The sequence below is a fragment of the Sphingomonas sp. GV3 genome, from assembly GCF_031082075.1.
Classification (GTDB): Bacteria; Pseudomonadota; Alphaproteobacteria; order Sphingomonadales; family Sphingomonadaceae; genus Sphingomonas; species Sphingomonas beigongshangi.
On sequence record NZ_JARWLE010000001.1, the window covers coordinates 2131224 to 2143828 of the forward strand.

Consider the following 12605-nt stretch of genomic DNA (forward strand, 5'->3'; position numbering starts at 1 on the left):
TCAAGCTCCGATCCGACGCGAATGTCCGAAATCGGTCGCCTCGCGGCTTGCGCGCGCGACACCGGATCGCCGCCGTCCTCTCTGGCTGGCCCCCGATCGGACCCGCCATTTGCCGCGTTGACACCTGGGCCACCCGCGCAAATAGCTGGTGTCAAAGCGAAACGACGGGAATTTCGGGATGAGGATGATGCAATGGGCGGCCGGCCTGGCGCTGGCGACGGCGGCCCCGGCGCTGGCGCAGCAGGGGCCGGTGGTGCGCGTCGACAGCGGTCGGTTGCAGGGGCTCCGCGAGGCCGGCCAGACCGGCGACGGCGCGGGAGACATCGCGATTTTCCGCGGCGTGCCCTTCGCCGCCGCGCCGGTGGGCGCACGACGCTGGCAGCCACCCGCGCCCGTGCCGCACTGGTCCGGCATCCGCCAGGCGACGCAGTTCGGCGCCCGCTGCATGCAGCAACCGCTGTTTGCCGACATGATGTTCCGGTCGCCCGGCGTCAGCGAGGATTGCCTCTTCCTCAACGTCTGGACACCCGCGCCGCTCGGCCGGCAGCCGGCGGCCAAGCTTCCGGTGCTCGTCTATATCTATGGCGGCGGCTTCATGGCGGGCGACGGTTCCGAGAAGCGCTACGACGGCGCTGCGCTGGCACGGCGGGGCATCGTCGTCGTCACGCTGAACTACCGGCTCGGTGTATTCGGATGGCTTGCCCATCCGGCGCTGACCGCCGAATCGCCGCGGCATGCCTCGGGCAATTACGGCCTGCTCGATCAGGCGGCGGCGCTCTCCTGGGTACGTCGCAACGTCGCCGCCTTCGGCGGCGATCCGGATCGTATCACGATCGGCGGCGAATCGGCGGGGTCGATGTCGGTCAGCGCGCTGATGGTTTCGCCCTTGTCGCGCGGATCGATCGCAGGCGCGATCGGCGAGAGCGGCGCCGTGATGCACCGCCTGAGCCCCGTTCCCCTGGCGCAGGCGGAAGCGCAGGGCACGGCGTTCGGCGTGGCCGCGGGTATTCCGCAGTCGAACGCTCCGGCGACCGCGGCGGCGATGCGGGCGCTGCCCGCCGACCGTCTGCTAGCCGCGCAGGGCGCCGCCCGTGACCTGATGCTGCGCCCCGTCATCGACGGCTATGCCCTGACCGAGGCGCCGGAGGCGACCTTTACCGCGGGGCGCGCGGCGCGCGTGCCGCTGCTGGTCGGGACCAACTCGCAGGAGGCAGGGGCCGCCGCGCTGCTCGGCGCCGCCGCGCCATCGGTGTCGACCTATCGCACGGCGCTTGCGGCGCGGTTCGGCTCACAGGCGGATGCGGTCTTCGCCCTCTATCCCGCCGCGTCGGACGCAGATGTCGTCTCTGCCGCCACCGCGCTGGCGAGCGACGCCTTTCTCGCGCTACCTACGTGGATGTGGTTCGATTTGAGCCGTCGCACCGGCGCGCCGACCTATCTCTATCACTATACCCATGTCCGGCCGCGTGCGCTCGCCGATACGTCCGGCGCGCCGCCGGCCTGGGGCGCGGTGCACAGCGCGGAAATCGAATATGCCCTCGGCAATCTCGACGCGAACCCGCTCTACGCCTGGACCGACGCCGACCGGCGGGTGTCGGCGACGATGAGCGGCTATTTCGCCGATTTCATCAAGACGGGCGATCCCAACGGTCCCGGCCTGCCGCATTGGCCCGCCGCCACCGCCGATGCGGCCACCATCACGCGCCAGGTGATCGACGTCGACACACGCAGCCTGCCGTTCGTCGAGCAGCGCCGCTACGTCGCCGCGACGCCGCTCCTGCTCGGGATGAAATGACGCCTCAGCTCAGGCCATAGCGCTTCGCCCGGTCCGCCAGGCGCCGGTCGAGTGCGAGCGCGGCGTCGCGATCGCGATCGGCGTCCGCCGTCCGGCCCTGCCGCCGCTCGGCCAGGGAGCGGATGTACAGCGACCAGGCGAGTTTGGGATTGAGCGCCAGTGCAGCGGTGAGGTCGGCGATCGCCGCCGCGTCGTCGCCGCGTCGGAACGCGACGAGCCCGCGGGAGTCGAGATAGCTCGCATTGCCCTTCACTGCGCGCACGGCCGCGTCGCAGTCGCCCCGCGCCTTGTCGAGATCCTTGTTGGCCAGCGCGCGCGCCCAGCACCGTCCATTCTGCGCGACGCTGCGCTGGCTGTCGTCGTGGTGCGTCGCCAGCCATATGTCATATTGGCCAATGGCGGCGTCGAACGCGTCCGCGCCGGAATAGAGCTGCGCGACGTGCAGCCGTTCCATATCCTCGCGCGGCATCGCGGCGCTCAGCGCGTCGAGATCGGTGATCGCGCCTTCCGGGTTGCCGGCACGCAGCCGCACTTCCGCGCGCAGCAGTCGCGCGCGCCGATCCGCCGGGTCGAGCGTCAGCACGGTGTTGAGGTCGTCCATCGCGAGGACCGGACGCCGCGCCGCCAGATAGGCCAGCGCCCGCTGCAACGGGAAGCGCGGATCCTTCGGCGCAAGCGCGATGGCATGCGAATAGGCCTCGATCGCGCCGGGCAGGTCGCGTTGCGTCTGCGCCATCGCGCCGCGGCGGCTATACCCCTCGGCATCGGCCGGTTCGGCCCCCTCGGTCGCGCCACCCTGCACCGCGATGTTCGTCGTCGCGTCGACACGCGTTCCCGTGCTGAACAACCTGCCGCCGGTATAGGTGAAGTACATCCGGTGCTGCGCGTTGGAGACATAGATACGGTGCGACACGAAATAGTCGGCGCCGAGCAGCATGTCGGTGTCGAGCGGTCCGAGGTCCGCCATGCGCAGCCGCACGTTGTGCAATTCCTCGTCGCCGATCTTGAGCAGCTTGAAATGTCCGATCCAGCCCTGGACGACACGGCTGCCAAGCCCCGATTCCCAGCCCGCCTTCTCGACGCCCGGATCACCCGGATGGACCCCGGCTCGCGCAGCCGCGCGCAGGGTCAACACCGTCTGCGGCGCCCCGGTATCGAACGTCGCCCGCAGCTTCGCGCCATCCAGTTCGATGGCGCCGACGGTGTGGTTGCGCGCTTCCTCCTTGCTCTCGATCGGCAGCATGAAGAACGGTTTGCCCGCCGACCAATAGGCCAACGCCGTCTTGCTGCAGCCCTGCGGCCGGAAAAGGCGCACCGCGCCGCCGGGCAGGTCATATTCGACGTCGGCCAGACCCAGCACATTCTGTCCGATCAGCCCGGTCTGACCGATGTCGCTGCCGCTGACGACGAATTCGACGTTCGGGATGTCCACGCCGGCCAGCCCGAAGTGTCGGACGGTCGCGACGCTCGCCTCGCTGCTGCCGCCGATGCCGTTGACGCGCAGGCCGGGATAGGCGCGCTGAGGCAGGCTCAGGCTCTTCGCGACGGGCGGCGAGATGTTGCTGAAGAAGGCGCCGCTGTCGACGATGAAGGGGGCGGGCTTTCCGTTGATCGTCGTCTGGACGACCGGTCGCAGGCCCTGCATCGTCACGGCCAGTTCGGCGATCTTCCCGATCTTGCAGTTTTCCGCCGCAGCGGGATGTGCGGCGATCGTCGCCACGATGCTGGCGACCGCCGCCGCCACCCTCGCCCGCGCGTCGCCCGTTCGTTTCGCCACCGCTCGTCCCCCATGATGGCCCTTGCCGGGCTGGCCGCGGTTCGCGGCGGCGGCGACGATAGCCCCGGAAGCTGACAATGCGCTTACGACGCGCGGGAATTTCCTCCGAGCGCGGCCTCCGCCCGCGCATGCGCGTCATCGAGCGCCGCGCGCAGCCTGTCGACATCGGTCGCGGCGAGGTCGAAGCGCAACTCGTGCATCTCCATGCCCGACCGATACCCTTGCGGCCAGATCGCCGTTCGCTCGAATCCGCAAGCAAGGAAAAAGGGCGCCACCATCGGCGAGGTATCGACGGTGACATAGCGCGTCGGCGGTTCGGCATGCTCCGCGACGTGCAGCAGCCGCGCGAGCAGCAGCAACCGGCCGAGGCCGGCGCCATGATAGCGCCGGTCCGCCATGCCCCAATATAGCAGCGCCTTGTTGTAATGATCCCAGATCTCGTAACCACCGAAGGCCGCGACCTGCGCCCCCACGGTGACGACGAACGCCGGACCATCGGGCTCGTCCAGCGTCTCGGCAAGCCAGCCGCGATCGCCCTCGCCGAAATAGTCCGCCGCGTTGCCGTCGAAGATTGCCAGCACTGCCGCGCGATCGTCCGGCCGGTAGGGCCGCACCGCCACACGCATCCTTGTGCCCTTTTCCAAGCTCATCCCGTCACCTTGCCGGGGACCTTGCGTCCCGGGTCGCGCGTGTCACCCGCCGGCCGCGCCTTCGCGGCGGCGCACCGCACAACCGACGAAAAGGGCAGGACGTGACCGCCCTGCCCCTTCGCCGTCCGGCGCGCCCGTGCGTTTCGACTGTGCGCCCGGTGCACGGAACGGGTGTTCGCCGGCTTACTTGCCGCGCAGCGTGTTGATCAGCGCGATCCCGAGCACGCCGCCCAGAGCCGCCGCGGCGAACGGACGCTCGCGGGCGAACTGGCGGACGTAATCGATCGCGGGACGCACCGCGTCCTTCGCCTCGCCATAGGCCTTCTGTGCCGTACCGCTCAGCTGGTCGGCCTTGCCCTCGGCGCGCAGGCCCTGATCGCCCGTCGCCTCGCCGAGGCCATCCTTGATCTTGCCGCCCAGGTTGGTCGCGGCGCCGGTCAGCGTATCCGTGTTCATCGCTCGTCTCCCTTGTTGCGATCCGAGGCAACGACGGCCGTCCCGCCGTTGCCGAGAGCCTCCGGGATGCAACGAGGCATCGCGCGGGGGGTCGGGGGCTGGAAACGCACCGGAAGCCTTGTGGTTGCCGCGCCTCGCCCCCCATGCGCGGCCGCATGCCGCGACGCGCGCGTCATGGCGATCGATGTCGTGCATCACGCCGCGGCCGCCCGATATCGAAGGACGCATCGGTGCGGCGATAGCCTGCGGCACGATCCGGGAAGCGCTTTTTGGCAGCGCGCGCCCGGCGTGCCGCCGGACGGCAGGAACCGGGGGAAAGCCGCGACTACCCACACCCTTGGGGACAAGCCGGCGCTTTCGCGGTCCAGCATGGACAAGCTAAGCTTGTCAGCACGCTAGGCCATGCTGCTTGGCGGCACCGCGCCTCCGCTGGCACCTGCCGGGGCATGATCAACGTCCTACCCTCCGCCCGGTCCGCGTCACGGCGCTTCCCGGTGCCGCGACTGCCGGTTGCCGCCCGCATCCTCATCGGCCTCGTCGCCGGCCTCGCCGCCGGCTATTTCGCTGGACCGGAAAACGCCGCCCTTCCGGCTTTCGGGACGATCGGCGGCCTGTGGCTCGATGCCTTGCGCATGCCCATCATCCCGCTGGTCTTCGCGCTGGTCCTCACCGGCCTCGGCGGCGGAACCGACGTTGACGGATCGACGCGCTCGGCCCGTCGCGCGATCGTCGCCTTTGCGGGTTTCCTGCTCGCGTCCGCCGTCTTCGGCGTCTCGTTCGGGGCGGCGATGTTCAGCGACTGGCAGGTCGCGGGCCTCAACGCCGTGCGTGGCGGCACCGAAAAGCTGCCGCCCCTGCCCCCGCTGGGCGACACGTTGCGCGCGCTCGTGCCGGTCAACCCGATCGGGTCGGCCGCGAGCGGTGCAATCGTACCCGTGGTGCTCTTCGCGCTGATATTCGCCGTCGCGCTACGCCACATCGATCGCCCGCGCGCCGCGGCGATCACCGAGCTGTTCAGGGGCGTCGCGGACACGCTGCTCGTGATCATCGGGTGGGTATTGTTGCTTGCGCCGATCGGCGTCTTCGCCCTCGCCTTCGACGTCGCGGCGCGGAGCGGGCTGGCGGTCGGCGCCTTGCTGGCCTGGTACGTGCTGGCGCGGATCATCGGCGGCATCGCGCTGGCCGCCGCCTTCGTCGCGCTGGTGGGGGTGTTCGGGCGGACGCCGCTGCGCGCGTTCCTGCGCGCCGCGCTCCCCGCGCAATCGGTCGCCTTCAGCACCCAATCGTCGCTGGCATCTCTGCCGGCGATGTTGCAAGCGTCGCGCACGCTCGGCCTGCCGGAGCGACAGGTCGGCACCGTGCTCCCGCTTGCGGTCGCGCTGTTCCGCATCAGCGCGCCGACCGCCATCAGCCTCGCCGTGCTGGCACTCGCGCATCTGAACGGCATCGATCTCGGTCTTCCCCAGATCATGCTCGTGGCGATACTGGCCGTGCTCAACAATCTGGTGATCGCTGGCCTGCCGAACCAGATCAGCTTCTTTGCGGCCTATGCGCCGGTCGCACTGGCGGTCGGCGTCCCTATCGACCTCCTGCCGCTGTTTCTGGCTGTCGACACGATCCCCGACATGTTCGCGACGAGCGCGAACGTCACCGCCGATCTCGCGCTCGCGACGTTGCTGACCGAGCGCAGCGCCGCCGCAGACGAGGACCTGGCGCCGTAGCGCGACGGCGTGCGCGGGCGCGGGCGGCGCAACCTTCGCGCGGCAGGCCGTCCGACACGCGTTTCGCCGGGTCGCCGGGCGGAAAGGGGATCACTCAGCTTGCAGGGGCCGTGGCATATCAAAATCCACGGCCACCGCGCGACGGAAAAAGAAGCTGGGAACGCAACCGCATTGCCGCCAGCGGAGCCTGTCAGGGCGGATATATGGCGGAGACGGAGGGATTCGAACCCTCGGTACGGTTTCCCGTACGACGCTTTAGCAAAGCGTTGGTTTCAGCCACTCACCCACGTCTCCGGCTGCGGCAGGATCGCGGCTATAGCGGCGGTCCGCCGGGGGATCAACCGGGCTCGTTGCGGCAACAGGACGCAAATTCGCCCCTAGCCGAGGCTTCGTTCATTGCCCCGCAAGCGCGCCGGTGGTTTACCGTGCGCGTGACGGGGTCTGACGAGGGGCAAATGACATGAAGCGCGTGATCGGCTTTTCTGCGCTGGCGGCGCTTCTTGCGAGCGGTGCCTCGGCCCAGGTGGCGACCATCGACCCCAATCGTGCGATCGACGGCGATCTCGCGACCAGCGCGCCGCCCGCCCGCCAGTCGGCCCGCCCGGTCCGCCCCTCCCCTGCGCCGGATACGGCGACTTCCGCGCAGCCGCAGCCCGGTTTCGACGATTCGGCGCCCGCCGCCCCCCCGCCGCCCGTCGATGCCGCGACCGCCCAGCAACAGGCGCGCGCCGAGGCGACACAGCGTGCGGATACGACATACGAACGCGAAGACCTGCTGGCGGCCGGCGAGGGCGTGTTCGGCAAGGGCGCCGCGGGCCTGGCCGGCATCCTCGAGAAGGTCCTCAAGGAACAGGGGCGACCCAACGCCTATATCGCGGGGCGCGAGGCGGCCGGGGCCTTCGTCGTCGGCCTTCGCTACGGCTCGGGGATCATGTCGCATAAGGTGGAAGGGCAGATGCCCGTCTACTGGACGGGGCCGTCCGTCGGGTTCGACGTCGGCGGCGACGCCAACAAGGTCTTCGTGCTCGTCTACAACCTTTACGACAGCGAGGAGCTGTTCCACCGCTTTCCCGCCGCGGAAGGTCGACTGTATCTCGTCGGCGGATTCGCCGCGACCTATCTGCGGCGCGGCAACGTTGTGCTCATCCCGATCCGGCTGGGGGTCGGCTATCGCGCCGGCGTCAACGTCGGCTACATGAAATTCACGCACAAGGCGAAATGGCTGCCCTTTTAGGGGCAATCACGTGAGCGGAGGCGGCGCCGGCCCGATTGAGCCTCGCTGGATCGGCCCCTAGAATCTGATCCACACGCCCGGAAGCGGCACCGCCTCGATCCAGCCTTGCTGGATCGCCCACTAAGCGGCAGCCGAAAGGGTCATGCCTCCAACCGCCAGGCCAAAGTGCGCCCCGCCAGGAACGGCACGACCGCCGTCTCGCCCGCGCCGGTCATCGCCGGAACCTCGACGGGCGTGCGGATCAGCGTCACGCTGCCCTCGTTGAGCGGCAGGCCGTAGAAGCGGGCGCCATGCTCCGCGGCGAACCCTTCGAACCGGTCCAGCGCCCCTTCCTCGTCGAACACCTGCAGATAGGCCTCGAGCGCGAAGGGCGCATTGTAGATGCCCGCGCAGCCGCACCCCGATTCCTTCGCGCTGACGACGTGCGGTGCGCTGTCGGTCCCCAGAAAAAACCGCGGACTGCCCGACACCGCCGCCTTGCGCACCGCCAGCCGATGCGCCTCGCGCTTGGCGACCGGCAGGCAATAGGCATGCGGACGCAGACCGCCTTCGAAGATCGCGTTGCGGTTGATGATCAGATGCTGGGGCGTGATCGTCGCGGCGATCGGGTGATCCGCCTGCGCGACGAACGCGGCCGCCTCCGCCGTGGTGATATGCTCCATCACGATCTTCAGCGCGGGATAGGCGCGGATCAGCGGCGTCAGCACGCGCTCCAGGAACACCGCCTCCCGGTCGAAGATGTCAATCGCCGGGTCCGTGACCTCGCCATGGATGAGCAGCGGCATGCCGATGCGCTGCATCGTTTCGAGCACCGGCCCAAGCGCCAGCACGTTGGTCACGCCATGTGCGGAGTTGGTGGTGGCGTGCGCGGGATAGAGCTTGCACGCGGCGAAGACACCCGTCTCATAGCCGCGGCGGATCTCCGCCGGATCGCTGTGATCGGTCAGATAACAGGTCATCAGCGGCACGAACCCGCTGTCGGGCCCGACGGCCTCCAGGATCCGCGCGCGATAGGCTTCCGCCGCGGCGACGTCGGTCACCGGTGGGGTCAGATTGGGCATGACGATGGCACGGCCGAACTGGCGCGCGGTCGCACCGGCCACGGCCTTCAGCATCGCGCCATCGCGCAGGTGGACGTGCCAGTCGTCGGGGCGGCGGATGGTCAGGCGGTCGGTCATGCCGGCGTCCTAATCCCGCCGGGCAAAATGCGCCAGCCGAACGCCGCGGCGCCCGGTGTGGCATGATCCGATGACGTGGGAGGGTCCCCGCGCTCCGGCACCACGCGGCTTTCAGGCGGCCCCCTCCCTCCCTATGTGATGCGGATGAACGCCACGATGCTCGCCGACCGTTCGCTGCTGCGCCTCTCGGGCGACGGCGTGCGCGACTTCCTGCAGGGACTCGTCACCAACGACCTAAACCTGTTGGCGCCCGAGGCGCCGCTCTGGGCAGGGCTGCTGACGCCGCAGGGCAAGGCCTTGTTCGACTTCATCCTCTGGGACGACGGTGACGCGGTCCTCGTCGACGTAGAGGCGGAACAGCGTGATCCGCTGGCGCGTCGCCTTGCCATGTATCGCCTGCGTCGCGCCATCGCGATCGAGGCCGTCGAGGACCGGCGCGTCCATTGGTCTCCGTCCGATGGCCCCGGCCCGGCCGATCCGCGCCTGCCAGCGCTCGGCCGCCGCTGGATCGCGCCGGCGTCGGCGGTCGCCGACGGCTGGCATACCCATCGCCTGTCGCTCGGCGTCACCGAGGGCGTTGCCGAACTCGGCAGCGGGGAAACCTTGTGGCTGGAATGCAATGCGGGCGAACTGCATGGCGTCAGCTTCACCAAGGGGTGCTACGTCGGGCAGGAAAACACCGCGCGCATGCATCACCGGAGCAAGGTCAACCGCCGGCTCGTCGTGGCGCCGCTCGGCGAACCCGGCGAGCGCACGCGCACGACCTATCCCGATCGCGGCGTGATGGTCGAACATCGCCGGGTCGACGCCCTCGGCGACGCACTCGTCCCGTCCTGGCTGGAAGGCGCGCTGCGCGAGGCTTAGTATGTGATCCAGCAAGGCTGGATTGGCGCGGTACCGGCCCTCGCCCCCACCCGTCCACCTACTTAGCGTATCCTGGATGGGCAGCCGGGTGGCGGATAGGGCCGGCACCGCTTCCACGCACGTGGATCAGACTGTAGCAGAGCGACGCGGTCGTATAGAGCCGGAACGGCCGTATCAATCCTGGACGAGGAACCGAGCTCAGCGCCCGACGGCGGAATAGGTGAAGCCGAGGGCTTCGACGTCGTCGCGGCGATAGATGTTGCGCAGGTCGACGAGGACGGGGGCGGCCATGGTCTGCTTGAGGCGGGCAAGGTCGAGCGCGCGGAAGGCGTCCCATTCGGTGACGATGACCACCGCGTCGGCGCCCTGCGCGGCTTCATAGGCGTCGCTGCAATAGGCAAGGTCGGGCATCATCCGCTTCGCCGCGTCCATGCCCTCGGGATCATAGGCGCGCACCGTCACCCCGGCATCGCCGAGCGCCTGCGCGATCGCGATCGCGGGAGCATCGCGCATGTCGTCGGTATTGGGCTTGAAGGTCAGGCCGAGCAGCGCCACCGTCTTGCCCTTGGCCTCGCCATGGCCCCGCTCGCCGAGCGCGGCGAGCACCTTGCGGCCCATCGCGCGCTTGCGGCTGTCGTTCACCTTGACCACCGCCTCGACGATATGGACCGGGCTCTCGAAATCCTCGGCGGTCTTGAGCAGCGCCAGCGTGTCCTTGGGGAAGCACGAGCCGCCATAGCCCGGCCCGGCGTGCAGGAACTTCTTGCCGATGCGGTTGTCCAGCCCGATGCCGCGGCTGACGTCCTGCACGTTCGCCCCCACCGCCTCGCACAGGTCGGCGATCTCGTTGATGAAGGTGATCTTGGTCGCCAGAAAGGCGTTGGCGGCATATTTGATCAGCTCGCTCGTGCGCCGGCCGGTGAACAGGATCGGGCTCTCGTTGAGGTACAGCGGGCGGTAGACGCCCTGCATCACCTTGCGCGCGCCCTCGTCGTCGGTGCCGATGACGATGCGGTCGGGCCGCTTGAAGTCGCCGATCGCGGCGCCCTCGCGCAGGAACTCGGGGTTGGAGACGACCTGGACGGCGACGTCCGGGCGCTTCTCGCGCAGGATCGCCTCGACCTTGTCGCCCGTGCCGACCGGCACCGTCGACTTGGTCACCACCACCGTCGGCCCCGTCACCGCCGCGGCGATCTCCTCCGTCGCCCCGAAGACATAGGACAGATCGGCATGCCCGTCGCCACGCCGCGACGGCGTGCCCACCGCGATGAAGATCGCATCCGCCCCCGCAACCGATGCCGACAGGTCCGTCGTGAAGCTCAGACGACCCGCCGCCACGTTCTTCGCGACCAGCGCCTCCAGACCCGGCTCGTAGATCGGCATCCGACCCGCCTTCAGCGCCGCGATCTTCCCCTCGTCCTTGTCGACGCAGGTCACCTCATGCCCGAAATCCGAAAAACACGCCCCCGATACCAGACCCACATAGCCCGAACCGATCATCGTAATGCGCATGTGTCATCCATCGCTGGAGAGGCAGGGCCGCAGGCCGGCCGCAGAGGATCCGTCGGCCTCTAGGGGGCAAAGTCCGGTGCGGCAATGCCACGCGACTTGTGCGCGGTCAGCCGCCCAGCCCGGCGCCGGCGTGTGTTGGCGAAAGCACAAAGAAAAAGGGAGGCCGGCGATGCCGACCTCCCCAATTCTTCGATACCGTACGGTTCGGTACGAGGCTTATTGCCCCGCGCCCGGACCGTAGGTGATCTCGACGCGACGGTTCTGGACCTCGCGGACGCCGTCCGCGGTCTGAACGCGCAGGCGGGTTTCGCCGTACGCCTGGGTCGACACGACACCGTCCGGGATCGCATGCGACGTCAGGTACGCCTTTACCGCGTCGGCACGGCGCTGCGACAGACCGACGTTGTACTGGGCCGAGCCCGAGGTGTCGGTGAAGCCGGCGACCATGACCTGCGCATTGCCGCAGCTCTGATACTGCGTCACGGCGTTGTCGAGGATCGACGCTGCTTCCGGCGTGATGTCCGACTTGTCCCACTCGAAGAACACGATGAACGGTCCCGGCGAGCAGACCGCAGGCTCCGCGACCGGCGGCGGCGGCGGGGGAGGCGGGGGAGGCGGCGGCGGCGGCGGCGGCGGCGGCGGCGGCGGGGTCGGCGAGCCGAAGTTGTAGGTCACGCCGCCCAGGATGCTGTGCGAACGATAGCGACCGTCGAACGTACGGTTCGAAACGTCGACCAGCTTGACGTTGTCGGCGTTGAAGAAGCGATACTTCAGCGTCGCGTCGATGTGGTCGGTCAGCGGCGCACGGATGCCGGCGAGGCCCTGCCACGCGAACACGGTGTCCGAGTCGTCGAGGAAGTTGCCGCGGGTGTTCAGGCCGTACTTGGCCTTGACGCGCGCGACACCGACACCGCCGCCGACGAAGCCCTGGATGCCGTCGTCGGCACCGAAGTCGAGCAGGCCGTTCAGCATGAAGCTGAGCGCCGAGGTCGAACCACCGGCATAGTCGTACTGGCCGGCGGCCGAGTTGCCCAGGCCAGCCGCGGTGTAGGTCGGCGTGGTCAGGGTCGAGCGGTAGCTGTCGACGGTGGCACGGCGATAGCCGACCTCGGTCTCGACGCGGAAGCCGCCGAAGTCATAGCCGACGACGCCATCGACGTCATAGCCATAGTTGTGGTTGACGGTACCCGCCTTGGCAGTCGCACCGATGTCATAGTCGATATCTTCGACAATCATCGCGCCGCCTTCGATGCCGACGTACCACGACTTGTCGCGGGCGAGGGCAGGAGAGGCGAGAGCGGTGGATGCCAATGCCAGAACGGCAGCAAGCTTCCGCATAGAAGTCCCCTTTCTTGAGTGTCACTACGGACAGCGCAAACTCACTATCTGGAGCTTGGTTTCCGCGCAAGCGCACAAAA

General features: G+C 68.9%; 10 protein-coding genes and 1 tRNA gene. 4 read left to right on the top strand and 7 right to left on the bottom strand.

Annotated features, from left to right (window positions below; genetic code table 11):
• The first annotated feature begins 178 nt into the window (after nt 1-178).
• Nucleotides 179-1795 (top strand): carboxylesterase family protein, encoded by a 1617-nt coding sequence (locus RF701_RS10075; RefSeq protein WP_308814878.1) that lies wholly within the window; start codon nt 179-181, stop codon nt 1793-1795.
• A gap of 4 nt (nt 1796-1799) precedes the next feature.
• On the opposite strand, the gene RF701_RS10080 is transcribed toward RF701_RS10075, so the two are convergent.
• The 3 genes from RF701_RS10080 to RF701_RS10090 all read right to left on the bottom strand — a co-directional run bounded on the left by RF701_RS10080 (nt 1800) and on the right by RF701_RS10090 (nt 4678).
• A complete protein-coding gene (locus RF701_RS10080; RefSeq protein ID WP_308814880.1) occupies nt 1800-3572 on the bottom strand; it encodes an aspartyl protease family protein in 1773 nt (590 codons plus the stop codon).
• A gap of 83 nt (nt 3573-3655) precedes the next feature.
• On the bottom strand, nt 3656-4222 hold the full coding sequence (locus RF701_RS10085) for a GNAT family N-acetyltransferase (protein ID WP_308814881.1): 567 nt from the start codon (nt 4220-4222) through the stop codon (nt 3656-3658).
• Between the two features lie 183 nt (nt 4223-4405).
• Nucleotides 4406-4678 (bottom strand): CsbD family protein, encoded by a 273-nt coding sequence (locus RF701_RS10090; protein WP_203309304.1) that lies wholly within the window; start codon nt 4676-4678, stop codon nt 4406-4408.
• 494 nt (nt 4679-5172) lie between these two features.
• On the opposite strand from RF701_RS10090, the gene RF701_RS10095 reads away from it, so the two are divergent.
• A complete protein-coding gene (locus tag RF701_RS10095; RefSeq protein ID WP_308814882.1) occupies nt 5173-6399 on the top strand; it encodes a cation:dicarboxylate symporter family transporter in 1227 nt (408 codons plus the stop codon).
• Nucleotides 6400-6603: 204 nt separating this feature from the next.
• Here RF701_RS10095 and RF701_RS10100 read toward each other — a convergent pair.
• Nucleotides 6604-6693: transfer RNA gene (locus RF701_RS10100), tRNA-Ser, on the bottom strand.
• Between the two features lie 166 nt (nt 6694-6859).
• On the opposite strand from RF701_RS10100, the gene RF701_RS10105 reads away from it, so the two are divergent.
• Nucleotides 6860-7633 (top strand): DUF1134 domain-containing protein, encoded by a 774-nt coding sequence (locus RF701_RS10105; RefSeq protein WP_210357689.1) that lies wholly within the window; start codon nt 6860-6862, stop codon nt 7631-7633.
• Nucleotides 7634-7773: 140 nt separating this feature from the next.
• Here the strand turns inward: RF701_RS10105 and pyrC are convergent, their stop codons facing one another.
• A complete protein-coding gene (pyrC, locus tag RF701_RS10110) occupies nt 7774-8811 on the bottom strand; it encodes a dihydroorotase (RefSeq protein ID WP_308814884.1) in 1038 nt (345 codons plus the stop codon).
• A gap of 144 nt (nt 8812-8955) precedes the next feature.
• On the opposite strand from pyrC, the gene RF701_RS10115 reads away from it, so the two are divergent.
• The gene (locus RF701_RS10115; protein WP_308814885.1) at nt 8956-9675 is read left to right on the top strand and encodes a folate-binding protein; all 720 of its coding nucleotides are present in this window, start codon (nt 8956-8958) and stop codon (nt 9673-9675) included.
• A 198-nt stretch (nt 9676-9873) separates the two neighbouring features.
• On the opposite strand, the gene RF701_RS10120 is transcribed toward RF701_RS10115, so the two are convergent.
• Together RF701_RS10120 and RF701_RS10125 are read right to left on the bottom strand one after the other, a co-directional pair.
• Nucleotides 9874-11187, bottom strand: a complete 1314-nt coding sequence (locus RF701_RS10120; RefSeq protein ID WP_288937621.1) for a UDP-glucose/GDP-mannose dehydrogenase family protein — start codon at nt 11185-11187, stop codon at nt 9874-9876.
• Nucleotides 11188-11403: 216 nt separating this feature from the next.
• Complete coding sequence (locus RF701_RS10125; RefSeq protein ID WP_203309298.1) at nt 11404-12525, bottom strand: OmpA family protein; 1122 nt, start codon at nt 12523-12525, stop codon at nt 11404-11406.
• Nucleotides 12526-12605: the final 80 nt, after the last annotated feature.

What these genes read in the sequence shown, in the direction of transcription:
- RF701_RS10125 (WP_203309298.1), bottom strand. Translation starts at nt 12,525, where the DNA reads ATGCGGAAGCTTGCTGCCGTTCTGGCATTGGCATCCACCGCTCTCGCC.
- RF701_RS10085 (WP_308814881.1), bottom strand. Translation starts at nt 4,222, where the DNA reads ATGAGCTTGGAAAAGGGCACAAGGATGCGTGTGGCGGTGCGGCCCTAC.
- pyrC (WP_308814884.1), bottom strand. Translation starts at nt 8,811, where the DNA reads ATGACCGACCGCCTGACCATCCGCCGCCCCGACGACTGGCACGTCCAC.
- RF701_RS10075 (WP_308814878.1), top strand. Translation starts at nt 179, where the DNA reads ATGAGGATGATGCAATGGGCGGCCGGCCTGGCGCTGGCGACGGCGGCC.
- RF701_RS10090 (WP_203309304.1), bottom strand. Translation starts at nt 4,678, where the DNA reads ATGAACACGGATACGCTGACCGGCGCCGCGACCAACCTGGGCGGCAAG.
- RF701_RS10120 (WP_288937621.1), bottom strand. Translation starts at nt 11,187, where the DNA reads ATGCGCATTACGATGATCGGTTCGGGCTATGTGGGTCTGGTATCGGGG.
- RF701_RS10115 (WP_308814885.1), top strand. Translation starts at nt 8,956, where the DNA reads ATGAACGCCACGATGCTCGCCGACCGTTCGCTGCTGCGCCTCTCGGGC.
- RF701_RS10105 (WP_210357689.1), top strand. Translation starts at nt 6,860, where the DNA reads ATGAAGCGCGTGATCGGCTTTTCTGCGCTGGCGGCGCTTCTTGCGAGC.